This window comes from Lacinutrix iliipiscaria, from assembly GCF_042686125.1.
Classification (GTDB): Bacteria; Bacteroidota; Bacteroidia; order Flavobacteriales; family Flavobacteriaceae; genus Oceanihabitans; species Oceanihabitans iliipiscarium.
In genome coordinates this window covers 1,297,214-1,321,870 of the sequence record NZ_JBHUOV010000001.1, presented here as the reverse complement: position 1 = coordinate 1,321,870, position 24,657 = coordinate 1,297,214, and the positions used below count along the sequence as shown (strand labels likewise).

Here is a 24,657-nt window from a genome sequence, read left to right as displayed (position 1 = left end):
GATCTTCACCTTGGGCTCACGCACTAATACTACTAAGATGATAGGTTTATCGTAATCTATCAACAGATTTTACAAGATCTTCATCCTTCTTAATGGCCTTATTAGCTAAAGCTAACAACACGATAGAAATAATAGGAAGAAAAATCCCAATACCTTTCTCAGAAACGTTAGTTTCTCCAGATACATTTAGTGATTGATACACAAATAATCCTAGTAAAATAAAGTTTAATATGATGTTAAGTCGTCCCAACATAAATTGAGACTTCCTGTTTTTAAACAAAAATATAGATAATAAAGACAACGCAGCAGAACCTAAAAACAAGCCAAAGTACAGCATATTATCTTTTGCAAAAACTAAGACATCATTTAAAGTAGACCATAAATGGAATACAAAAATTAAGCCTCCAGAAACAGCAGCCGATAATAATAGATAAATCGTTTGTATACGTTGAATCATAAATTTCCTTATATATAGAGTGCAAAAATAATAGTTCTTTTATAAAATTAACGGAAAAAATTAAAATAAAGTTGTATAATTGCAGTAACAAAAGATAACACTCACAGTTATAAGTTGTTAATTCTTCAGAATAAATCAATTTTTTTTCGGAATAATTCAAATTCTATATTTAACCCAAATATTTAATTCAACATAATGTTTGAAATCTCACAATTAAAAGAAATGAAACTTCCTGAGTTACAGGAAATAGGTAAAACGTTAAAAGTTTCTAAGTATCGTACTTTAAAAAAATTAGACTTAGTATATCAAATACTAGATCATCAAGCAGCTAACCCAAAAGCGGTTGCTGCAGTTCCTGTACCAACTGAAAAAACAGAAAACAAACAACCTAGACAACGTGTTCAAAAACCTAGAACACCAAAACCTACACCTAAAGACACTCAAAAAAGTGAAGAGCCTGCAACTACAGATTCTAAAGTAGAAAACAAGCCAAAACACCAACCAAAACCTCAAGCTAAAAAAGAGACTCAAAAAGCTCAAGCAGAAAAACCTGCGCCTAAAGAAAAGAACGACAAAGCTCGAGACAATAATCAAAACAGATCTAAACCTCAGCACAAAAATCAAAGAAACTCTGGCAACAATGGAAATAAGGATACGAGAAATCGTTATAGAGAGCCAGACTTTGAATTTGATGCCATTATAGAAAGTGAAGGTGTTCTAGACATCATGCAAGATGGCTATGGTTTCTTACGATCATCAGATTACAATTATTTGTCCTCGCCAGATGATATTTATGTATCACAATCGCAAATACGATTATTTGGTCTAAAAACAGGAGATACTGTTCTTGGGCATGTTAGACCTCCAAAAGAAGGTGAAAAATATTTCCCATTAATTAAAGTCAGTAAAATAAATGGTCAAGATCCAAATGTGGTTCGAGATAGAGTTTCTTTTGAACACTTAACACCTCTTTTTCCACAAGAAAAATTTAATCTTGCTGAAAAACAAAGTACGATTTCTACACGTATCATGGATTTGTTCTCTCCTATTGGAAAAGGACAACGTGGTATGATTGTATCACAACCGAAAACTGGTAAAACCATGTTACTAAAGGACGTTGCTAACGCAATTGCAGCAAACCATCCTGAAGTATATCAAATGATTTTACTAATTGATGAAAGACCTGAAGAGGTCACAGATATGCAACGTAATGTACGTGGTGAAGTTATTGCATCGACCTTTGACAAAGAAGCGCATGAGCATGTTAAAATTGCAAATATTGTTTTAGAAAAAGCAAAGCGTTTAGTAGAATGTGGACATGATGTCGTTATTCTTTTAGATTCTATTACACGTTTAGCAAGAGCATATAATACTGTACAACCTGCATCTGGTAAAATATTAAGTGGTGGTGTAGATGCCAATGCTTTGCACAAACCAAAACGTTTCTTTGGTGCAGCACGTAATATCGAAAATGGAGGTTCACTTTCTATTATTGCAACCGCTTTAACAGAAACAGGCTCTAAAATGGACGAAGTTATTTTTGAAGAATTTAAAGGAACAGGTAACATGGAACTACAATTAGATAGAAAAATATCTAACCGTAGAATTTTCCCTGCAATCGATCTTACTTCTTCTAGTACTCGTAGAGATGACATCCTATTAGATGAAAACACGATCCAACGTATGTGGGTAATGCGTAAGTATCTTGCAGACATGAACCCAGTTGAAGCGATGGAGTTTATTAACGAACGTTTTAAACAAACTAAAAACAACGAAGAATTTTTAATCTCAATGAATGGTTAGAAACTTTTCAACTCATAAAATTAAAGCCTTGATTTCTCAAGGCTTTTTTTATACACTATCTTAATACTTATTTGGGCGTTACCACAAGTGGTCGCGCTTTCCGTTATATCTTTTTAATTGCACACACTTACAATATAATCAAAGCGGCTTTTAACCCAATTAAAAAGGATGCCACTGCAATCGCTAACGCGACATAAAGAAAACAAAAAAAGCCCCTCCAATGGAGAAGCTTAGTTGTATAAAGATAAAGAATTATAGCTTATAGTGCAGCAACATGCTTAGCTAAACCAGATTTAAGGTTAGCAGCTTTGTTAGCATGTATTACATTTTTTTTAGCTAAACGATCTAACATAGAAACTACAGAAGGAAATAAAGCCTCTGCTTCTTTCTTATCAGTTAACTCACGTAATTTCTTAATCGCATTACGAGTCGTTTTATGCTGATATCTGTTTCTTAATCTTTTAGATTCGTTACTTCTAATTCTTTTTAACGCTGACTTATGATTTGCCATTTGTTCTTTTTTTTATTAAAAAATTGTAGCCCGTAGGGGAATCGAACCCCTCTTACCAGGATGAAAACCTGGCGTCCTAGCCGATAGACGAACGGGCCATTTTAGTTTTTTGAGATTGCAAATATATAGGTTATCATTATAACTTACAATACTTTTCAAATAACATTCAATGTTTCCATTGCGGATGCAAAAATACAACTATTTTTAAATGTTGCAATACCTTAAGTATATTTTTTAAAAATAATTTTAATTAATACGCTTTTGCAAACAATACTCTACGTTTTGAAAGGTTTCCTGTAAGCACACATTTCCCTTCTTCGTCTTTTGTATCCATAGGTATGCAACGAATCGTAGCTTTAGTCAATTCTTTAATTTTATCTTCTGTTTCAATTGTACCATCCCAATGAGCAGAAATAAAACCACCTTTATTTTCTAAAACATTTTTAAATTCTTCAAAATCATCAACCCTAGTGATATGAGAATCCCTATAATCTAATGCTTTCTGATAGAGGCTTTTTTGTATTTCTTCTAAAAGATTTTCTACAGTAGATGTTAAATTATCTATAGCAACTATCGCTTTCGTTTTAGTATCTCTTCTAGCTATTTCTACAGTTCCATTTTCTAAATCTTTAGGACCTATAGCGATACGCAATGGTACACCTTGCAATTCATGTTGCGCGAATTTTGCTCCAGGCCTGAATGTATCTCTATCATCATATTTTACAGAAATCCCTTTAGCTTGTAAGTCTGTTTTTATTAAATTAACAACCTTATTTATCGCCTCGAATTGCTCATCAGTTTTATAAATTGGCACGATAACAACTTGATTTGGCGCTAAACTTGGAGGTAGAACTAATCCCTGATCATCACTATGAGTCATGATTAAAGCACCCATTAAACGTGTAGAAACACCCCAAGATGTTGCCCAAACATAATCTTGTTTTCCTTCTTTTGAGGTGAATTTTACATCAAACGCTTTAGCAAAGTTCTGACCAAGAAAATGAGACGTTCCAGCTTGTAATGCTTTTCCATCTTGCATCAAAGCTTCAATACAATAGGTTTCATCAGCTCCAGCAAAGCGTTCACTTTCTGTTTTAACACCTTTTACCACAGGAATAGCCATGAAATTTTCAGCAAACGTAGCATATACGTTATTCATTAATTCCGCTTCTTTTAAAGCTTCATCTTTAGTGGCATGAGCAGTATGACCTTCTTGCCATAAAAATTCTGCAGTTCTCAAAAATAAACGTGTTCGCATTTCCCAACGAACAACATTGGCCCATTGATTAATCAATAATGGTAAATCTCTATAAGATTGAATCCAACCTTTATATGTATTCCAAATAATCGCTTCACTTGTTGGTCTAACAACTAGCTCTTCTTCTAATTTAGCTTCAGGATCTACACGAAGTTTGCCTTCATTGTCAGGATCGTTTTGTAATCTGTAATGAGTAACTACAGCACATTCTTTAGCAAAGCCTTCTGCATTTTTTTCTTCAGCTTCAAACAAGCTCTTCGGTACAAAAAGAGGAAAATACGCGTTTTGATGACCTGTCTCTTTAAACATTTTATCTAATTCGGCTTGCATTTTTTCCCAAATTGCATATCCATAAGGCTTGATAACCATACAACCTCTAACCGCTGAGTTCTCGGCTAAATCTGCTTTTACAACTAGTTCGTTATACCATTTAGAGTAATCTTCTTCTCTACTTGTAAGTTTTTTGCTCATACACAGTGTTTTGGCACAAATATTGTGACTATGTTAAATAATAAAATAGTTCAGCAAAACTAACTATTTTTGTATTGTTCAACAATTAAATCTTAAGAGATATGCAATTAAAAACACACTTAAAAGCACAAATGCCATTTTTAGCGCTAACTACAATTGTATTTGTTCTATCTTCATGTGGCTCATACCAATATGCTGGTGATGATAATGATGGAATTTACGGTGCTTCAGAAGAACCTGTTGAACAGCAAGTAGGAGAAGTTCAAAATAATAGTAATTCATATTACAAAAATTATTTCAAAGAAAAATCTACCGAGTACGATTACATTACTCAAGAAAGCGAAATTTTTACTGATATAGACTCCTATGAGGGTCAATATGTTGAACAAGATACTGTTGAACAAGAATCTTATGCTGGTTGGGGACAAGAAAATAATGATGTGACAATTAATGTTTATGGTGGTGGTTTTGCTTATAACAATTGGATGTACAGACCTTACAGGATAGGCTGGGGTTATTCACCTTTCTGGAATACTGGTTGGGGTTATGGTTTTTATGATCCATTCTGGGGTTCTCCATATTATGGTTACGGTAATTATTATGGCTATGGCGGATTTTATGGTTATGGTGGTTATTATGGCTATCCTTACCACAATGGGTATTACAATAATCCCTACTACGGAAGAAATAGAGTTGCTTATCACAATTCTAGGCGAGGAACAAGTCTAGGTCGAATGAATACTTTGGGAAGAAGAAGCAATACGAATTTAATTACTCGTGGCAATAGCTCAAGTACAAGACCAAATATTCAACCTAGAAGAGGAAACTCAAACGTCACTACTCAGCAACCTAGACCTAGAACTAATAATTCAGAGACTTCTAAACCAAAAGTGAAGCCAAGATCAAATACAACTTCTACTCCAAGACCAAGAACTAATACGTCTACTCCTAGACCAAGAGTAAATACATCTACTCCAAGACCTAGAACTAATACAACTAAGCCAAGAACAGTTAGAAGCAACACAAGCTCAAGACCTTCTAGCACACCAAGAGCTAGTTCATCTAGTAGAAGAGGAAGAAGGTAATAAATAAAATAAAAAAAAAAACGATTATAAATACGAGCTAACAACCAAACTATATTTCTTTAGGTGTTAGCTCGTTTTATTTATTATTAATTAAAATTAAATATGAAAAAAGGAATCTTAATTTGCATAGGTATTCTATCTATGTCTTTAACACAAGCGCAGGATATTACTGATGCGCTACGATATTCTAAAGATGATATTCACGGAACCGCTAGATACAAAGCTTTAAGTGGAGCCTTTGGAGCTCTTGGAGGAGATATGAGTGCGGTTAGTATAAATCCAGCTGGTTCTTCCATTTTTAACTCAAGTCATATCTCATTGTCCTTGTCTAATTTAAATAGTAAAAGTGACACTAATTATTTTAATGGATCAGATGATTCTTCAAACTCTAACGTAGACTTAAATCAAATTGGAGCTGCCTTTATATTTAAAAACAGGAATGAGGAATCAAGTTGGAAAAAATTCACCTTAGGGATTACCTATAATAAGGTTGAGGATTATGATAATGACTGGTTTGCTTATGGAACAAATACCAGAAACTCGATAGATAGTTATTTTTTAAATTATGCGAATGGAATTAGATTAGACGAGATTTCTGCTTTTGAAGGCGAGTCTTATGCAGACGCTTATATTGATATAGGAACTGCCTTTGGCTATGGAAACCAACAAGCATTTTTAGGTTATGAATCATATATATTAGAACCAGAAACAAATGAAGATGCAAATACAGTTTATACGTCTAACATCGCTGATGGAACGTACAATCAAGAATATAACTACTCTGCTACAGGATATAATGGCAAATTCACTATAAATGCTTCTACACAATATGGAGACAACTTGTTTCTTGGTTTAAATTTAAACACACATTTTATCAATTATGAGCGTTCAACCTATTTATATGAGAGTAATAATAATGAAGGCTCATTAATAAATGAAGTTGGTTTTGAAAATAACTTATCTACTATTGGCTCAGGAATTTCAATACAGCTAGGAGGTATTTTTAAAGTTACAGAACAATTTAGAATAGGTCTAGCTTATGACACTCCAACATGGTATACCATAGAAGAGGAAACCACTCAAAACATCGCAACAACAAGAGATGATTCTGGAACGATGATTACCCAAGTCATAAATCCTCAAGTTATAAATATATTTCCTCGATATAAACTTCAAACCCCAGGAAAATTAACCGGAAGTTTAGCTTACATCTTCGGAAATTATGGTTTGATTAGTTTTGACTACTCTTTAAAAGATTATAGTAATATTAAATTTAAACCAACTTCAGACAATTATCTTTCTAGCCAAAATAATATCATCAATAACAACCTGACTACAGCAGCAACCTATAAAATAGGCGGTGAATATAAAATTAGACAGTTTAGCCTAAGAGGTGGTTATAGAATGGAAGAAAGTCCTTATAAGGATTCGAAAACTGTTGGTGATTTAACTGGATACTCATTAGGTTTAGGTTACAGTTTTGGGAAAATTAAATTAGATTTAACTTATGATCACTCTGAAAGAGAACAGAACTATCAATTATATCAAGTAGGATTAACTGATGCAGCAAATTTAGATGTAAAAAACTCCAACATCACTATGTCCTTAAGTTTTAACTTATAAAAATAGTTGGACATAATATAAAAAAAGCCTGAACAAAGTTCAGGCTTTTTTTATATAGGTTTTATATTATCGCTTTAAGGTGAAATGTGCTTTAAATTCTTTTTTAGAACTATCTGTCAAATTATTTGGCTCTCTATATTCTAATGAAAACCAATAATCACTTGATGGTAATGGATAGCCATTAAATGTACCATCCCAACCTGCTCCATTTGGACTAAGTTGCTTTAAAAGTTTACCATATCTATCGAATATATATATTTTTGCATCCAACTGGTTATCAATCCCTACAACTTGCCATGTATCATTAAAACCATCATTGTTTGGTGTAAAGAATAAGGGGTAATCTACAACAAGAACAACAGTACTATCATCACCACAACCATTCGCATCTCTTACAGTTATAATATGCTCTCCTGGCATCACATCTGTAAATATAAATGAATTAGTACCATTACCTTCAAAAGGACCTCCATCAATACTAAACTCATATGTTGCTCCATTATCATCCACACTAGCTTGAATGACATTTACATCAGCAAAAGTTTCAGAAATTACTTGCGCAATCAATCCTGAAGGTGGAAGACTATTTGTGACAATAGATATTGTATTAGGGTCTCCTAAAACAGTTGAACATCCTGTTATATTATCAGTAACCACAACACTATATGTTCCTGCTTGTGTAGGCTCATAGGTCGAATCCGTTCCTAAAACCACACCTGGGTTACTAACTTCTGTCCACTCAAAACTATAATCTATAGTTGACAATCCAGTTTCTATAATTGGTGTATTAACAGTGTTACCATCATTATCTATACATAACACATAATCTTCTAAATCAACAAAAGGTAATGGATATACAGTAAAAGTTTCCACGCTTGAAGCCATACATGTTCCAGCAGTTGTATACAATATTGAGTAAGTGGTTTCCGGTGTAGCATTAGTAACTTCACCAGTAACACTATCAATTATTGATCCATCAGCAGGATCTATATCAAACGTAAACACACCTCCAAAAGTTCCTGTAACTGTAGCTGTTGCTCCATCGCAATTAGGCGTCATCGTAAATGAGGCATCATCTTCAAAAAAGATAAACACATTTTCAGTAGTACTTTCAGGACATGGTCCAGATGTTGTATATTCAACAGTATAAGTTTCTCCCGAACCTCCATTAGTCACAGTTCCAGTTACTGGATCAATCATTGCGCCATCACTAGGTACTGGGTTAAAAGCAAAGGTTCCTCCTATATCTCCAATGATATTAGCAGTTCCACCACCACATCCTGGATTCATTGTAAATGAAGCATCTTCAGATGGAAAAACTGTAACCATTTCTATACTGCTAGCAGGACAAACTCCAGGAGTTGTATACTCTACTGTATAAGTTACATTAGACGTTCCGTTGGTTATTGTCCCAGTCGCACCATCTATCATCGCGCCATCACCTGGCACTGGATTAAAGGTAAAAGTTCCTCCTGCCGTTCCGGTTATTGTTGCTGTCCCTCCATCACATGTAGGGTCTAAAGTAAATGAAGCATCATCAGTTGTTAAAACAGTTAACCCTTGTGTTGATACTGATGGACAAACTCCAGAGGTCGTATACTCAATAGTATAACTTGCTCCAGATGTTCCACCTGTCACGGTTCCTGTAGCCATATCAATCGAAGCCCCATCTCCAGGTGCTGGATTAAAAGCAAAGGTTCCGCCGACTGTTCCGGTTATTGTAGCGGTTCCTCCATCACATGTAGGATCCATTGTAAATGAAGCATCATCAGTAATAATTACAGTAACATTTTGAGTTGTAGTTACAGCACAAGGACCTGCAGTTGTATATTCAACAGAATATGTTTCACCTGAGACTCCTCCAGTAACCAATCCTGTAGTAGAATTTATTGAAGCTCCATCACTAGGCACTGGGTTAAAAGCAAAGGTTCCACCTATATCTCCTGTTATTGTTGCTGTTCCTCCATCACATGTAGGGTCCATTGTAAATGAAGCATCTTCTGAAGGAAATACTGTTACGGTTTCTGTGCTATTTGCAAAACATGTCCCCGAAGTTGTATATTCTATAGTGTAGGTTGCCCCGGAAGTTCCGCCCGTTATGGTTCCTGTTACTCCATCTATCATCGCGCCATCACCTGGCGCTGGACTAAAGGTAAAGGTTCCTCCTGCCGTTCCGGTTATTGTTGCTGTCCCTCCATCACATGTAGGGGCTAAAGTAAATGAAGCATCATCAGTTGTTAAAACAGTTAACCCTTGTGTTGATACTGACGGACAAACTCCTGAGGTCGTATACTCAATAGTATAACTTGCTCCAGATGTTCCACCTGTCACGGTTCCTGTAGCCATATCAATCGAAGCCCCATCTCCTGGTGCTGGATTAAAAGCAAAGGTTCCGCCGACTGTTCCAGTTATAGTTGCTGTTCCTCCATCACAAGTTGCGGTCATAGTAAATGATGCATCATCAGTTGTTAATACAGTAACATTTTGAGCTGTAGCTACAGCACAAGGACCAGCAGTTGTATATTCTACAACATAAGTAACTCCGGAAACCCCTCCCGTTACTTCTCCAGTGACAACGTCTATTGACGCACCATCACTTGGTACTGGATTAAAAGCAAAGGTACCACCTACATCTCCAAGAATAGTCATTGTACCACCATCACAATTTTCAAGGACTGAAAAAGAAGCATCTTCTGAAGGGTACACTGTTACGTTTTCTGTACTATTTGCAAAACATGTCCCAGAAGTTATATATTCTATAGTGTAGGTTGCCCCGGAAGTTCCTCCCGTTATGGTTCCTGTTACTCCATCTATCATTGCGCCATCACCTGGCGCTGGATTAAAGGTAAAGGTTCCTCCTGTCGTTCCAGTTATTGTTGCTGTCCCTCCATCACAAGTTGCTGTCATATTAAATGAAGCGTCATCTGTGGATAACACAGTAACATTCTCTGTAGTTGTTTCTGGGCAAGTGCCTAATGTTGTATACTCTATTGTATAAGTTGTTCCGGAAGTTCCGCCTGTTACCGTTCCTGTTGCAGTATCTATTGAAGCTCCATCTCCTGGTGCCGGATTAAACGCAAAGGTTCCGCCTAAATCACCGGTAATTGTCGCTGTTCCTCCATCACAAGTTGGATTCATTGTAAATGAAGCGTCATCTGTGGATAACACAGTAACATTCTCTGTAGTTGTTTCTGGGCAAGTGCCTGAGGTTGTATATTCTATTGTATAACTTGATCCTGAGGTTCCGCCTGTTACCGTTCCTGTTGCGGTATCTATTGAAGCCCCATCGCCTGGCGCTGGATTAAAAGCAAAGGTTCCACCTAAATCACCGGTAATTGTCGCTGTTCCTCCATCACAAGTTGCGGTCATACTAAATGTTGCATCTTCAGAAGCAAGTACTGTTACTGTTTCTGTGCTATCTGCTGCACATGAACCTGTAGTGGCATATTCTATTGTATAAGTTGTTCCTGCGGTTCCGCCTGTTACCGTTCCAGTCGTAGGATCTATAACTGCCCCATCACCTGGCACAGGGTTAAAAGTAAAAGTCCCTCCTGTAGTTCCAGTTATTGTTGCTGTTCCTCCATCACAAGTTGCGGTCATATTAAATGAGGCATCACCAGTAGATAGTACGGTCACCATTTCGGTGCTAGTATCTGGACATGTTCCTAATGTTGTATACTCTATTGTATAAGTTGTTCCGGAAGTTCCGCCTGTTACCGTTCCTGTTGCAGTATCTATTGAAGCTCCATCTCCTGGTGCCGGATTAAAAGCAAAGGTTCCGCCAACTGTTCCGGTTATTGTTGCTGTTCCTCCATCACAAGTTGGATTCATTGTAAATGAAGCGTCATCTGTGGATAACACAGTAACATTCTCTGTAGTTGTTTCTGGGCAAGTGCCTGAGGTTGTATATTCTATTGTATAACTTGATCCTGAGGTTCCGCCTGTTACCGTTCCTGTTGCGGTATCTATTGAAGCCCCATCGCCTGGCGCTGGATTAAAAGCAAAGGTTCCGCCTAAATCACCGGTAATTGTCGCTGTTCCTCCATCACAAGTTGCGGTCATGTTAAATGTTGCATCTTCAGAAGCAAGTACGGTTACTGTTTCTGTGCTATCTGCTGCACATGAACCTGTAGTGGCATATTCTATTGTATAAGTTGTTCCGGAAGTTCCGCCTGTTACCGTTCCAGTCGTAGGGTCTATAACTGCCCCATCACCTGGCACAGGGTTAAAAGTAAAAGCCCCTCCTGTAGTTCCAGTTATTGTTGCTGTCCCTCCATCACAAGTTGCGGTCATATTAAATGAGGCATCACCAGTAGATAGTACGGTCACCATTTCGGTGCTAGTATCTGGACATGTTCCTAATGTTGTATACTCTATAGTATAAGTTGAACCTGAGATTCCGCCTGTTACCGTTCCTGTTGCGGTATCTATTGAAGCTCCATCTCCTGGTGCCGGATTAAAAGCAAAGGTTCCGCCAACTGTTCCGGTTATTGTTGCTGTTCCTCCATCACAAGTTGGATTCATTGTAAATGATGCATCATCTGTGGATAACACAGTAACATTCTCTGTAGTTGTTTCTGGGCAAGTGCCTGAGGTTGTATATTCTATTGTATAACTTGATCCTGAGGTTCCGCCTGTTACCGTTCCTGTTGCAGTATCTATTGAAGCCCCATCTCCTGGCGCTGGATTAAAAGCAAAGGTTCCACCTAAATCACCGGTAATTGTCGCTGTTCCTCCATCACAAGTTGCTGTCATGTTAAATGTTGCATCTTCAGAAGCAAGTACGGTTACTGTTTCAGTGCTATCTGCTGCACATGAACCTGTAGTGGCATATTCTATTGTATAAGTTGTTCCTGAAGTTCCTCCTGTTACCGTTCCAGTCGTAGGATCTATTGAAGCCCCATCGCCTGGCACAGGGTTAAAAGTAAAAGCCCCTCCTGTATCACCCGTTATTGTTGCTGTTCCACCATCACAAGTTGCAGTCATATTAAATGAGGCATCACCAGTAGATAACGCAGTTACTGTTTCGGTACTATCATCAGCACACGCTCCTGAGGTGGCATATTCTATTGTATACGTTGTTCCGGAAGTTCCGCCTGTTACCGTTCCAGTCGTCGGATCTATCACTGCTCCATCACCTGGTGCAGGGTTAAAAGAAAATGTTCCGCCTAAATCACCTGTAATTGTTGCTGTTCCTCCGTCGCAAGTTGCAGTCATCGTAAATGAGGCATCTCCAGTAGATAACGCAGTCACTGTTTCGGTACTATCATCAGCACACGCTCCTGAGGTGGCATATTCTATTGTATACGTTGTTCCGGAAGTTCCGCCCGTTACCGTTCCAGTAGTCGGATCTATCACTGCTCCATCACCTGGTGCAGGGTTAAAAGAAAACGTTCCGCCTAAATCACCTGTAATTGTTGCTGTTCCTCCATCGCAAGTTGCAGTCATCGTAAATGATGCATCTCCAGTTGATAATGCAGTTACAGTTTCGATACTGTTATCACAATTTCCAGGTGTTGAATATTGTATAGAATAAGTCGTACCAGAGGTTCCTCCTGTTACGGTTCCTGTAATCGGATCAATAACTGCACCATCTCCAGGTGGAGGATTAAAACTAAACATTCCGCCTCCATCACCAGTAATAGTAGCTGTTCCACCATCACAAGTTGCTGTCATATTAAAAGAAGGATCTGTTGGATCATCAACCGTTACTAATACAGAATCACTATCTGTAAATGTGCTTCCATCACAGTTCGTATATTCTACTTCAACTGTAAAACTCTCATCTGCTGAAGGGCAAACGTTTACTGTTGGTGAATTACTAATCACACTACCACTTCCATCGTACCAAGTGACTGCATAGTTAGGCAATCCATTTGGTGTAAAACGCCAAGCTTCAACAGAAGCTGACCAGTTTCCTGTATTTCTACCAGGTGGCGTATAAGCAACTGTTCCTGCTGGATTTTGGATTCCAATTACTGCATTTCCACTATTCCAAGTAAAACATGTTGGTTTGTCTAATATATAAACTTCTATAGTATTTGTACCTTCATACAACACCATTTGTTGAAAATTCTTTAGTGCATTACATGAAAAATTAGCAACGTTGAAATAGCTCACAACAAATGTTCTACATGGTGCAGTTCCTTTTACTTCCCAACCAATTTCATGCGTTCCTGCACTTGCGGCAGGATCTATATCGTGTCCTGCTCCAAAAATATTTGCCTCAGCCAAAGTTGGATTAGTATTATTAGGTAAAGATTGTGTAAACGCCCATTCATTTCCTGTATTTGCATTGGAAACATCAAAACTAAGTACACCATTTGAACCTACCACAATTTGATTATAATTGACACCAAAAAAACAGAACTCAAAAGGCAAATTCACGATTCCACTCCAAATATCATCTGTACTAACAAATAATTGATTCGCTAATCCATTAAAATTTGATGGTGGATTAAAAGGAATTGAAGACACACTATAAGAGGTGGTTTCACCTGTCTCTAAAAAAGTTGCAGATAAGTTTGTACATAGTGTATTACAATCTAAATCAACTTGTGACGGACCAGCATTAACATTGGGACAACCTGGACCTTGAGCATATATAAAATTGATAAAAAGTAGGGAGGCTAGTGTTAATAATCTTTTCATGAAAAGAATTTTTATTAATAATAATAACTACAATTTAATACTTATGAATATATAGAAATTTGCACTATATATAAATAGTCTTGAAAATTAAGAAAAAAATAGCAGAAAATAAGTTAAAATGCAATGAAATTAAATGTATGAAAATTTCAAACTATAACAGAATGGAATTACTTATCTTTGCAGACTATAATAATATTATTTAATATAATGAAATTAGAAAGCCAATTGGACGAATTTGATTCACTAGGAGATGATCATATTGGAACTTCTTCAAATACACCTATGCGTAAAGATGCTTTCGCATTAACAAATGAAGAAAAAATTGATATCATAAAGGATGACGTAAGACATATCATGGAAACTTTAGGGCTTGACTTAAAAGACGACAGCCTTAATGGCACGCCTAATCGAGTTGCTAAAATGTTTGTTAAAGAACTCTTTGGAGGACTAAACCCAAAGAACAAACCTAACGCATCCACTTTTGAAAATAAATATAAATATGGTGAAATGCTGGTTGAAAAGAATATCACTTTATATTCAACTTGCGAACATCATTTACTTCCCATTGTAGGTAAAGCACACGTAGCTTATATTTCAAATGGCACAGTTGTCGGCCTTTCCAAAATGAATCGTATTGTTGATTATTTTGCTAAACGCCCTCAAGTACAAGAACGTTTAACTATTCAAATTGTTAAAGAATTACAAACTGTATTAAATACTAAAGATGTTGCCTGTGTGATTGACGCCAAGCATTTATGTGTTAATTCTAGAGGAATTAGAGATATTGAAAGCAGTACTGTAACTAGCGAATTTGGAGGGAAATTTAAAGAAAAAGAAACCCGTAGAGAATTCTTAGATTATATAAAATTAGAGACTAAATTTTAATGTAAATAGTAATTATTTATTGGTATGCCACTATACGATCATCAAAACATAAAGATATACAATACACTCTCAGGAGAAAAGGACATTTTTAAATCCATAAATGCTGGATATGTTGGCATGTATGTTTGCGGACCAACAGTGTATAGTAATGTGCATTTGGGTAATGTAAGAACGTTTATGTCTTTTGATGTCATTTATCGCTATCTTCTTCATTTAGGCTACAAAGTCCGTTATGTAAGAAATATTACTGATGCTGGACATCTAGAAAATGATGCCGATGTTGGTGAAGATCGTATTGCAAAAAAAGCACGTTTAGAAGAAATTGAACCAATGGAAGTCGTGCAACGCTACACAGTAGACTTTCATAATATCTTAAATACATTCAACTTTTTACCACCTAGCATAGAGCCAACTGCAACTGGTCATATTATTGAACAAATAGAACTTATAAAAACTATAATTGAAAATGGTTTTGCTTACGAAGTTAATGGTTCCGTTTATTTTGATGTTCACAAGTATAACGAATCTAAAAATTATGGCATTTTAAGCAAGCGTAAATTAGAAGATCTTATTCATAACACACGTGAACTTGATGGCCAAAGCGATAAGAAGAACCCTCAAGATTTTGCTCTTTGGAAAAAAGCCGAACCACAACACATTATGCGTTGGCCTTCTCCTTGGAGCGATGGTTTTCCTGGCTGGCACTTAGAATGTACAGCCATGAGCACTAAATATTTAGGCGATCGTTTTGATATTCATGGTGGTGGAATGGATTTAAAATTTCCGCATCACGAATGTGAAATTGCACAAAATGAAGCTGCTAAAAACCAATCGCCAGTAAATTATTGGATGCATGCCAATATGCTTATTATGAATGGCAAAAAAATGGCAAAATCTACTGGTAATTTTATTTTACCTAATGAGATTTTCTCTGGAAAGAATCCTCATATCACTAAAGCCTATTCGCCAAGTGTCGCAAGATTCTTTATGCTTCAAGCGCATTACAGAAGCATTTTAGATTTCACTAATGATGGTCTCTTAGCTAGCGAAAAAGGCTTCTTCAAACTTCTAGATGCAATTAATTTAATGGATGGCTTGCCAACGGCTTCTACTTCTACATTTCTTGTTTCTGATTGGAAGCAAAGATGTTATGATGCCATGAACGACGACTTTAACACACCTATTTTAATTGCCACTTTATTTGAGGCTGTTAAATTTATTAATCAAGTCAAAGATGAATCGGCCACTATTTCTAAAGATGATTTATCTGAATTAAAATCAACTATGCACAGTTTTGTTTTCGATATTTTAGGCCTCGAAAATGTGACTAAAGAAGACTCAGGAACTGATAAACTTTCTAGCGCTGTAGAACTTTTAATTCAATTACGTCAGGAAGCCAGAGCAAATAAAGACTTTGCGATGTCTGATAAAATTAGAAACGAATTAGCAGCTGCAGGCATTCAACTTAAAGATGGTAAAGAAGGGACTACTTTTTCGACTAATTAGTATAAAATTGTAAAGGTGTTTAGGTGTTTAGGTGTTTAGGTGTTTAGGTGTTTAGAAAATATTCTATATTTGTGATTAAATAAAACACAATGCACAAATATTCTTTTGAAAAATTAGAAGTTTGGAAAGAAAGTACTCAACTTGCTATTAAAATTTATAAAATAAGTGGTCTCTTTCCTAGTAGAGAAAAATTTGGTTTGTCTTCTCAAATGCGAAGATGCTCTGTTTCAATTTCTTCAAATATTGCAGAAGGCACCTCTAGGTTGACATCAAAAGACAAAGCACACTTTATGACTATTGCTTATGGTTCCGCGATTGAGTTGTTAAATCAAGCAATTATTTCTAAAGAATTAAGTTTAATAACAAACGAGAGTTATCTTGATCTTAGAAAAGAAATAGAATCTATCACAAATAAAATTAACGCTTTACGGAATCATTTTTTAAAAACTTAACAACCCAACAACAGACAAATCAACAATTCGTGAAAAAAATTTTAATATATCCATTTCTAATTCTCATCAAAATCTATCAAACGCTAATTTCTCCATTAACACCTGCGACGTGTCGATTTCAACCAACCTGTTCGCATTATTCAAAAGAAGCCCTAGAAAAACACGGTTTACTTAAAGGTGGAAAGTTAGCACTCAAACGGATCTTTAGCTGTCATCCCTGGGGAAAAAGTGGTTACGACCCTGTTCCTGAAAAGGAAGATTAATTTCTTTTGGGGCGTTTCCCTACTTCGCCAAGCTGCGTAGCGCCAGGCTTTCCGCAGTCGCTTTTTTTGATTTGTCCTTCTGCACTACACTGCAGAATCCACAAAAAAGAGCTCCAACAAATGCGTCAATCCTTAACGCGCTAAATAATAAAATAACGTTAATCCTATAAAAGAGTTTCATTTAAATTCAGCATAAGTGCTATATTTACCATCAGAAAATAAAAACTATGTATTCATTAATATTTGATTGGAATCCGTTAACAGGCATTGACATTGTTGGCAACTTTAAACTTCACTTTTATAGTGTCATGTGGATTATTGCCTTTCTATTAGGGTTACAAATCATGAAACGCATTTTTAAAAGAGAGCAAGTAAGTCTAGACTATCTCGATCCTCTTTTTTTATATACTATTATTGCCACTATGCTTGGCGCACGCTTAGGTCATGTGTTATTTTACCAATCTGAATTAATTTCACAAGATTTTTTTAGCATCTTTTTACCCTTCCGTTTTGTGCCAGAATTTGAATTTACTGGCTTTCAAGGTTTAGCAAGTCATGGTGCAGCTATTGGGATAATTATTGGCATGTATTTATACCGAAGAAAATACAAGTACAAATCTTTAATGTGGATTCTAGATCGCGTAGTCATTCCTGTCGCTTCTGGTGCCATTTTTATACGTTTAGGGAATTTTATTAACTCAGAAATTATTGGAAAAGAAACAAATTCTAATTTTGGTGTTCGTTTTATTCAAGAAGAATATAACCCTAGAGAAGCGGTAAAACTTACTGGTATTCAAGACCCAAAAGAAGCCTATAACGCCATTGCTAGTAATCCGCAATTTCAAAATTTATTAGATGCTGTGCCTTTTAGGCATCCTGCACAATTATACGAATCTGTCAGTTATATCTTTGTCTTTTTAATTTTATGGTATTTCTACACAAAAACCAATAAAGGCAATCAAACAGGGTTTTTATTTGGTCTGTTTTTAGTCCTTTTATGGACGGTTAGATTCTTTGTAGAATTTGTTAAAGAAGCACAAGTTGACGAACGTGCCACTTGGGCTTTAAACACAGGACAGTGGCTAAGCCTTCCTTTTATTGCTATTGGATTGTACTTTATGTTTGTTTACAAACCTAAAAATGCAGTTCATTAAAATAAAAGGCCTTCTCGAGTGCAGTCGAGAGCTTAAAAATTACCATTTAAAAAGTAGGTCTTGACTGCGCTCGACCTGACATTTATCATGAAAAAAATACACTTACTTACAACTACACTTTTTTGCGCTTCACTATTACTGACTTCCTGTAAAGAAGAAAAAAAGGTCATAAAGCCTATTGAAATCACCTTTAAAAAAGAAGGTGAGTTAACCCTTTACAAAGCGATAACAGACTCTATTGTTTCTAAATTAGATATAGAAATTGCGGATACTGATTACGATGTGCAAACGGGTTTAATGTATAGAAATTCTATGCAAGACAACCAAGGCATGTTGTTTGTGTTTCCTACAATGCGTGAACGTTTCTTTTATATGAAAAACACGCGAATTCCATTAGATTTAATCTATTTAGATGACAACCAATTTATTGTGAGTTTTCAAGAAAATGCAAATCCGTTAGATGAGTCGTCGTTACCTTCTAAAGTGCCTGCTCAATATGTACTAGAAGTTAATGCTGGACTTGCTGAAAAATGGCGTTTAGAAGTTGGTGACAGAATGGAATATCGTAAAGAGTAGGTTTTGTTGTTGAGGTGTTTGTTGTTGGGTTGTTTGTTGTTGAGGTGTTAGTATAATAAAGCACTGCTTTGCAAACAACATTTATACCTTAAGGTTTAATAAATAATGTCTATTTAATTTCAATGCTATTTTGCGTTAAGGATTGACGCATTTGTTGGAGCTCTTTTTTATGGATTCTGCAGTGTAGTGCAGAAGGACAAATCAAAAAAAGCGACTGCGGAAAGCCTGACCAAGACTTATAGTCTTGGGAACGCCCAAAATAAAGACATAAAAAAACCTTTCAGCAGGATACTGAAAGGTTTTATATTTTAATGAAGTTAAGGTTTAAGCTTTAGCGTCTTCTTCAACTTCTTTTTCTTTCACTTTTAAAGCATCTGTAGCATCGCCAGCTTTCTTTACTGAATCGTACATGATTGGCGTTGCAATAAACAACGATGAGTATGTCCCTACAATTACACCTACAATTAAGGCGAACATAAAGCCTCTAATAGAATCTCCACCAAAAATGAAAATGGCTAATAATACCACTAATGTGGTTAAAGAGGTGTTTAAAGTTCTACTTAATGTACTGCTTAATGAGGCATTGATGACTTTATCAAATGGCCAAGAGGTGTGTTCGTTAAAGAATTCACGAATTCTATCAAACACAACCACAGTATCATTTAACGAATATCCAATTACAGTTAAGATCGCTGCAATAAACGCTTGGTCAATTTCCATTGTAAAAGGCATAAACTTGTACGTTAGAGAGAAGATTCCTAGAACGATTAATACATCATGGAATACTGCTGCCACTGCACCAAGTGAGAATTGCCATCTTTTAAAACGGAATAAGATATATAAGAATACAACAATTAAAGATCCTAAAATGGCCCAGAATGAAGCTTGTTTAATATCATCTGCAATAGAAGGACTTACCTTATAAGACTCCATGACACCGATTTGTTTAGTGACATCGTTTAAATCTTTAAACTCATCATAGCTAATATTAGTTAAGTGAGGTTGTAAAGCATTATAAAGCTTTGATCTTATTTCTTCATCGACCTCGCCAGAAGTTTCATTAATTTTATATTTTGTTGTAATTTTTAAATCATTACTCGCTCCAATAGATTTCACATCTGCAGAACCAAAAACATCTTCAGCAGATAAAACACCTGCGATTTCTGAAGCACTTACTGGCTCAGCAAAACGTACTTGATATGTTCTTCCTCCAACAAAATCTACACCTTGATCTAATTTGTTTGTAAACAAAGAACCTAAACTTACAAGAATGAATACCGCAGAAATCACATAAGCGATTTTACGTTTCTTCAAGAAATTGATACTGATATTTCTAAATAAGTTTTTGGTTAGTCCTGTTGAGAATTCTAGTTTCCCACCTTTATTCACATACCAATCTACTAACAATCTAGTAATAAAGATAGCTGTAAATAAAGAAGTCCCAATACCAATTAATAAGGTAGTAGCGAATCCTTTAATTGGACCTGTTCCGAATACAAATAGGATAAGAGCTGTTAAACCTGTAGTCACGTTGGCATCTAAAATAGAAGACAATGCATTAGCGAAACCATCTTTAATAGCTGTTTTTTGGTCTTTACCTTTAGCTAATTCTTCTCGAACACGTTCAAAGATAAGTACGTTGGCATCTACCGACATACCAATGGTTAATACAATACCAGCAATACCTGGAAGCGTTAATACTGCGCCTAAACCAGACAAGACACCAAATAATAATACGATATTAAATAGCATTGCTATATCTGCGAATAGACCTGCTTTTCCATAATAGAAAATCATCCATAATAACACTAATCCTAATGCGATTAAAAATGACATTTTACCACTATCGATTGCTTCTTGTCCTAACGATGGTCCAACCACATCACTTTGAATGATGTCTGCTTTAGCTGGTAATTTACCAGCACGTAATACGTTAGCTAAATCTGTTGCTTCGTTAAGTGTGAAGCTACCAGAAATTTGTGAGTTACCACCAGCAATAGCACCAGTAGTTACTCCAGGTGCAGAATACACAATATTATCAAGTACAATGGCAATTTGACTCCCTTGGGTATAAGCACGTCCAGTCATTTCTTCCCAGATTTTTGCTCCTTTACTATTCATTTGCATTGACACTAATGGTTTTCCCATTGGATCATAATCTTGTCGAGCATCAACAACAACACCTCCACCTAATTCTGGCACACCTTCTCTGTTACCTTTTAAAGCATATAAGTCAATTAACTCACTATCTTTTTTAGGTTTACCAAAAGCAAATATAACATTACGTTGTTCTGCAGGTAATAAATGTCTGATTTGCGGCATATTTAAATACTCACTAACCGTTTCTTTGTCTTTTATATTAAGTAAGGCAAGAGCTGCAGGGTCTTGTGCTTGAAACAGTAAATCTCTTAATGGATTTTTCTCTACAGCTGTTGAATCTGGATCATCACCTAAAAGGTCAGAAATTTTATCATCTTCTGTAGAGGCTTCTTCTACGTTTTCGATAGTTGTAGTTTCACTAGCTTTAGCTATATTTTTTAAGGTCTCATTAGCTTGAATTAAAAAGTCGTTAAAAAGGGCTTTATTATATACATCCCAAAACTCTAATTGAGCAGTACTTTGTAATAATTTTGTAGCACGTTCAGCATCTTTAACTCCCGGTAATTCTACAAGAATACGTCCAGAGTTCCCTAAACGTTGAATATTAGGTGATGTCACACCAAACTCATCAATACGTTTACGCAATACTTCAAAAGCAGAAACAATAGATTCATCAATTTTTCTTTCGATAACTGGCTTCACTTCATCGTCTGTCATGTTACCATCGATCTCACCATCTAATGCTCGTGTATAAAATATATCTGGAGAGGCTAATTTAGAATCTCCTTTTATGGCATCAAAAGCTATGAAAAAGTCTTCTAAATAAGTGTTTTGTCCGTTTTTTTGAAGCTCTGAAGCATCGTCTAAAGCTTTATTAAATGTTGGGTCTGAAGTTTGATTTGCTAACCCTTTTAAGATATCCTTTACAGACACTTGTAAAATCACGTTAACTCCACCTTTTAGGTCAAGTCCTAAGTTCATAGCATTTTCTTTTACTTCGTTATAAGTATATTTTGCTATTCCTAAGTTATAAACGTCTTGATTAGATAATGAATCTAAGTACTTTGCTTCTTTTACGGTATCGCTATTTGCAATTGCTTTTGCTTGGCTTTCAATACTATTATTTTTAAAAGTGAAAGACAATTGGTAAATACTTACCAATCCAAACAATAGTGCAAATAATTTTACTAATCCTTTATTTTGCATGTTTTATTTTTTTGTGGTCAAATTTTTTAACGCGCAAATATAAAACTTACGGTATAATTTGACAATTATTTATGTTTAAATACGATTTATAGCTTTACTCATTGAATAATGACAGCTATTTAATATGATAGTCTTAATGAATTAAGCTGAAGGTCCAGCTCGACCTTCAGGTATTTGATGAGGAATATTATTTATTGCTACAGCAATTTCATTATTAACAGTATAAGCTACTTTTACATTATTACTTTCAATTGAAGTCTTAATTAGATTCCCTAAAGGGTATATCGTAGGATTAAAAAATCGATCAAATTCTTGATTGAGTTGTATGGCATATTTTCCACCAAAACCTGAATTAGAATCATTGGTATCTGCGATTTTGTAGACATCAAAATTATATGTTGCAGCTTCTTTTTCTGAAGGAAATCTTATTGGGTCTTCATGTTGATTTGTTGTAGCAAAACCGAGTTCAAGCTTTTCATCATTAGAAAGAATACTTTTAACATGAGTAACATCTGCATCGCTATAATAAGTGATTTTTAGCGTCCCAGCGTCTATATTCTCAACAACTTGAATATTATGAACTCCTAAGGTTTGCAATTGCGCTTTTACATTTGCAATTGTTTTTTGAGCTTGAGGAGAGGAGATGTTGGCATCAACAAATTGCAATACAATTTCTTGATTAGGTACTGTATTTTGCTGCTGACTTAAAGCACCAAATAAGGCAAGAATAATTAGAGCACTAAAGTACCATCTCGTTTTCATGTGGCTAATATAAAAAATAAAGACTGTATTACTAAAGTCTTTATATAATTATTAGTACGTTGAATACAAAGTTCACTTAAAAAAAATGAGCAACTTAAAAGCTGCTCATTTTTTTTAACTATAATATGGCTAAGATTACATGCCTTGTTGTAAGCTCTCGACTTTTTTGTATCCTTCAGGAGGAGTCATATCAAACTTATCTTCACTTACTGTTTGAGGTTCAATTTTAGTGACCTCCATAGTCATAGTCATATCTATTCCCATTTGGTTCATCTCAATTTCCATGTACATTGGAAATCCTTTAAACTCTTCACCAAAAGTAACTGTTTGTTGGCTAATGGCAGATATTTTATCTGTTGCAAAAATATTCATCTTAACTTCTGTTCCTTCATTTTCTACAACAACATTATACTTAGTACATTCGTAACCCATTACAGTTTTAGTTTCTTCACCTTTAGTAATTGTTACATTTTTTGAATCATCTTCAGAAGAATCAAAAGTGCTTTCAGCATAAACTTTTCCTGCTTGGTTGTTCATGTACACTAACATTTTCTTCTCGTCATTATCAATAATGTTAGTCGTTTCTCCAGTCATCATGCTCTGAACTTCAGAACGCGTTTTATTATCTTTAAAATAGGTCGTTGATAAAATTTCTCCGATCATATCAAACTGCGATTGCGCTGCAGGATTCGTTGAAGATAGTGTCATTTTAGAAGTTACAACGCCTTCAGTTAATTTCTCTTGGGCTATAGTATTAAAACTAAAAGCTAATAATAAGATGCATAAAATTTTTTTCATTGTTAAAATTATTAAGGTTAAATATTTGTTTTTTTTCAGTGATTAAGACAAATATCTTGCCATAACTACAGAAACAATAAAATTCACTATTATAAATCTAATAAGCCATTTGTTTTCTTAACCCCTTCTGCGCTAGCGTTTAGATGAGTTTTTTCAGCATCGCTTAATTCAATTTCTACAATTTTTTCAATTCCGTTTCGTCCTAAAATTACAGGCGCTCCAATACATAAATCGTTTAAACCATATTCTCCTTCTAATAAGGTTGAGCATGGAAACATTTTCTTTTGATCGCAAGCGATAGCCTGTACTAAACCAGAAACTGCAGCTCCAGGAGCATACCAAGCAGAGGTTCCTAATAATTTTGTTAATGTTGCTCCACCTACTTTAGTATCTTGTAAAACTTGTTCTAATCTATCTTCTGAAATAAATTTAGAAACAGGCACAGAATTTCTAGTCGCAAGACGAGTTAAAGGCACCATTCCTGTATCACTATGACCTCCAATAACCATTCCATCTACATCAGATATTGGTGCACCTAAAGCTTCTGCGAGTCTAAATTTAAAACGTGCAGAATCTAAAGCACCTCCCATTCCAATAATTCTATTTTTAGGAAGGTTAGTTGTTTTGTGAACTAAATACGTCATGGTATCCATTGGATTACTTACGACTATAATGATGGTATTAGGAGAGTGTTCTATTAAACTAGATGACACCATTTTTACAATACCTGCATTAATTCCAATTAATTCTTCACGAGTCATTCCTGGTTTACGAGGTATTCCAGAAGTAATCACGCAAATATCACTATTTGCTGTTTTAGAATAATCATTTGTTACTCCTGTGATTTTTGTATCAAAGCCATTTAATGATGCTGTTTGCATTAAATCCATAGCTTTACCTTCTGCAAAGCCTTCTTTAATGTCTAATAAAACGACTTCTGAAGCAAAGTCTTTAATTGCAATATATTCTGCACAACTTGCTCCTACTGCTCCTGCTCCTACTACTGTTACTTTCATTTGTTTGTTTTTTATTTGTGTTGATTTAATTGAAATACAAAATTAATATTTATAAATCACTTTTGAGTAAATTTCAACTA

At 35.4% G+C, this 24,657-nt stretch carries 17 protein-coding genes and 1 tRNA gene; 9 read left to right on the top strand and 9 right to left on the bottom strand.

The genetic code is table 11. The features are described from left to right. Positions 1 to 46: 46 nt before the first annotated feature. A complete protein-coding gene (locus ACFS5M_RS05985; protein WP_183486776.1) occupies positions 47 to 457 on the bottom strand; it encodes a DUF4293 domain-containing protein in 411 nt (136 codons plus the stop codon). Positions 458 to 652: 195 nt separating this feature from the next. On the opposite strand from ACFS5M_RS05985, the gene rho reads away from it, so the two are divergent. Continuing rightward, on the top strand, positions 653 to 2,260 hold the full coding sequence (gene rho, locus ACFS5M_RS05980; protein ID WP_183486774.1) for a transcription termination factor Rho: 1,608 nt from the start codon (positions 653 to 655) through the stop codon (positions 2,258 to 2,260). A gap of 259 nt (positions 2,261 to 2,519) precedes the next feature. Here the strand turns inward: rho and rpsT are convergent, their stop codons facing one another. The 3 genes from rpsT to proS all read right to left on the bottom strand — a co-directional run bounded on the left by rpsT (position 2,520) and on the right by proS (position 4,500). Beyond that, positions 2,520 to 2,771: a 30S ribosomal protein S20 gene (gene rpsT, locus ACFS5M_RS05975; RefSeq protein WP_183486772.1), complete on the bottom strand. Its 252-nt coding sequence runs from the start codon at positions 2,769 to 2,771 to the stop codon at positions 2,520 to 2,522. Between the two features lie 26 nt (positions 2,772 to 2,797). After that, positions 2,798 to 2,869, bottom strand: a tRNA-Glu gene (locus tag ACFS5M_RS05970). Between the two features lie 152 nt (positions 2,870 to 3,021). Further along, positions 3,022 to 4,500: a proline--tRNA ligase gene (gene proS / locus ACFS5M_RS05965; RefSeq protein ID WP_183486770.1), complete on the bottom strand. Its 1,479-nt coding sequence runs from the start codon at positions 4,498 to 4,500 to the stop codon at positions 3,022 to 3,024. 101 nt (positions 4,501 to 4,601) lie between these two features. On the opposite strand from proS, the gene ACFS5M_RS05960 reads away from it, so the two are divergent. Together ACFS5M_RS05960 and ACFS5M_RS05955 are read left to right on the top strand one after the other, a co-directional pair. Then, complete coding sequence (locus tag ACFS5M_RS05960; protein ID WP_183486768.1) at positions 4,602 to 5,585, top strand: hypothetical protein; 984 nt, start codon at positions 4,602 to 4,604, stop codon at positions 5,583 to 5,585. Positions 5,586 to 5,687: 102 nt separating this feature from the next. Beyond that, positions 5,688 to 7,208: an OmpP1/FadL family transporter gene (locus ACFS5M_RS05955; RefSeq protein WP_183486766.1), complete on the top strand. Its 1,521-nt coding sequence runs from the start codon at positions 5,688 to 5,690 to the stop codon at positions 7,206 to 7,208. A gap of 66 nt (positions 7,209 to 7,274) precedes the next feature. Here ACFS5M_RS05955 and ACFS5M_RS05950 read toward each other — a convergent pair whose 3' ends face one another. Then, positions 7,275 to 13,859 carry a T9SS type B sorting domain-containing protein gene (locus ACFS5M_RS05950; RefSeq protein ID WP_183487324.1) on the bottom strand — a complete coding sequence of 2,195 codons (6,585 nt, stop codon included), beginning with the start codon at positions 13,857 to 13,859 and terminating at the stop codon, positions 7,275 to 7,277. Positions 13,860 to 14,066: 207 nt separating this feature from the next. On the opposite strand from ACFS5M_RS05950, the gene folE reads away from it, so the two are divergent. The 6 genes from folE to ACFS5M_RS05920 all read left to right on the top strand — a co-directional run bounded on the left by folE (position 14,067) and on the right by ACFS5M_RS05920 (position 18,695). Continuing rightward, positions 14,067 to 14,744, top strand: coding sequence for a GTP cyclohydrolase I FolE (folE, locus tag ACFS5M_RS05945; protein ID WP_183486764.1), 678 nt, complete (start codon positions 14,067 to 14,069; stop codon positions 14,742 to 14,744). 24 nt (positions 14,745 to 14,768) lie between these two features. After that, positions 14,769 to 16,250 (top strand): cysteine--tRNA ligase, encoded by a 1,482-nt coding sequence (gene cysS, locus ACFS5M_RS05940; RefSeq protein ID WP_183486762.1) that lies wholly within the window; start codon positions 14,769 to 14,771, stop codon positions 16,248 to 16,250. An 89-nt stretch (positions 16,251 to 16,339) separates the two neighbouring features. Then, positions 16,340 to 16,702 (top strand): four helix bundle protein, encoded by a 363-nt coding sequence (locus ACFS5M_RS05935; RefSeq protein ID WP_183486761.1) that lies wholly within the window; start codon positions 16,340 to 16,342, stop codon positions 16,700 to 16,702. Positions 16,703 to 16,731: 29 nt separating this feature from the next. Continuing rightward, complete coding sequence (gene yidD / locus ACFS5M_RS05930) at positions 16,732 to 16,965, top strand: membrane protein insertion efficiency factor YidD (RefSeq protein WP_183486760.1); 234 nt, start codon at positions 16,732 to 16,734, stop codon at positions 16,963 to 16,965. Positions 16,966 to 17,192: 227 nt separating this feature from the next. Next, on the top strand, positions 17,193 to 18,119 hold the full coding sequence (gene lgt, locus ACFS5M_RS05925; protein WP_183486759.1) for a prolipoprotein diacylglyceryl transferase: 927 nt from the start codon (positions 17,193 to 17,195) through the stop codon (positions 18,117 to 18,119). Between the two features lie 87 nt (positions 18,120 to 18,206). Beyond that, positions 18,207 to 18,695: a DUF192 domain-containing protein gene (locus tag ACFS5M_RS05920; protein ID WP_183486758.1), complete on the top strand. Its 489-nt coding sequence runs from the start codon at positions 18,207 to 18,209 to the stop codon at positions 18,693 to 18,695. Positions 18,696 to 19,019: 324 nt separating this feature from the next. Here ACFS5M_RS05920 and secDF read toward each other — a convergent pair whose 3' ends face one another. The 4 genes from secDF to mdh form a co-directional block, all read right to left on the bottom strand. Next, complete coding sequence (gene secDF / locus ACFS5M_RS05915) at positions 19,020 to 22,001, bottom strand: protein translocase subunit SecDF (RefSeq protein ID WP_183486757.1); 2,982 nt, start codon at positions 21,999 to 22,001, stop codon at positions 19,020 to 19,022. 141 nt (positions 22,002 to 22,142) lie between these two features. Then, positions 22,143 to 22,763, bottom strand: coding sequence for a hypothetical protein (locus ACFS5M_RS05910; RefSeq protein WP_183486756.1), 621 nt, complete (start codon positions 22,761 to 22,763; stop codon positions 22,143 to 22,145). 135 nt (positions 22,764 to 22,898) lie between these two features. After that, positions 22,899 to 23,561, bottom strand: a complete 663-nt coding sequence (locus tag ACFS5M_RS05905) for a hypothetical protein (RefSeq protein ID WP_183486754.1) — start codon at positions 23,559 to 23,561, stop codon at positions 22,899 to 22,901. 89 nt (positions 23,562 to 23,650) lie between these two features. Then, complete coding sequence (mdh, locus tag ACFS5M_RS05900; protein WP_183486752.1) at positions 23,651 to 24,577, bottom strand: malate dehydrogenase; 927 nt, start codon at positions 24,575 to 24,577, stop codon at positions 23,651 to 23,653. Between the last annotated feature and the right edge of the window lie 80 nt (positions 24,578 to 24,657).

Bases quoted from the DNA above. Each gene is read 5' to 3' on its own strand.
- folE (WP_183486764.1), top strand. From the start codon at position 14,067: ATGAAATTAGAAAGCCAATTGGACGAATTTGATTCACTAGGAGATGAT.
- rpsT (WP_183486772.1), bottom strand. From the start codon at position 2,771: ATGGCAAATCATAAGTCAGCGTTAAAAAGAATTAGAAGTAACGAATCT.
- ACFS5M_RS05950 (WP_183487324.1), bottom strand. From the start codon at position 13,859: ATGAAAAGATTATTAACACTAGCCTCCCTACTTTTTATCAATTTTATA.
- cysS (WP_183486762.1), top strand. From the start codon at position 14,769: ATGCCACTATACGATCATCAAAACATAAAGATATACAATACACTCTCA.
- ACFS5M_RS05960 (WP_183486768.1), top strand. From the start codon at position 4,602: ATGCAATTAAAAACACACTTAAAAGCACAAATGCCATTTTTAGCGCTA.
- rho (WP_183486774.1), top strand. From the start codon at position 653: ATGTTTGAAATCTCACAATTAAAAGAAATGAAACTTCCTGAGTTACAG.
- mdh (WP_183486752.1), bottom strand. From the start codon at position 24,577: ATGAAAGTAACAGTAGTAGGAGCAGGAGCAGTAGGAGCAAGTTGTGCA.
- ACFS5M_RS05955 (WP_183486766.1), top strand. From the start codon at position 5,688: ATGAAAAAAGGAATCTTAATTTGCATAGGTATTCTATCTATGTCTTTA.
- ACFS5M_RS05920 (WP_183486758.1), top strand. From the start codon at position 18,207: ATGAAAAAAATACACTTACTTACAACTACACTTTTTTGCGCTTCACTA.
- ACFS5M_RS05910 (WP_183486756.1), bottom strand. From the start codon at position 22,763: ATGAAAACGAGATGGTACTTTAGTGCTCTAATTATTCTTGCCTTATTT.
- ACFS5M_RS05985 (WP_183486776.1), bottom strand. From the start codon at position 457: ATGATTCAACGTATACAAACGATTTATCTATTATTATCGGCTGCTGTT.
- lgt (WP_183486759.1), top strand. From the start codon at position 17,193: ATGTATTCATTAATATTTGATTGGAATCCGTTAACAGGCATTGACATT.
- proS (WP_183486770.1), bottom strand. From the start codon at position 4,500: ATGAGCAAAAAACTTACAAGTAGAGAAGAAGATTACTCTAAATGGTAT.
- ACFS5M_RS05905 (WP_183486754.1), bottom strand. From the start codon at position 23,561: ATGAAAAAAATTTTATGCATCTTATTATTAGCTTTTAGTTTTAATACT.
- secDF (WP_183486757.1), bottom strand. From the start codon at position 22,001: ATGCAAAATAAAGGATTAGTAAAATTATTTGCACTATTGTTTGGATTG.
- ACFS5M_RS05935 (WP_183486761.1), top strand. From the start codon at position 16,340: ATGCACAAATATTCTTTTGAAAAATTAGAAGTTTGGAAAGAAAGTACT.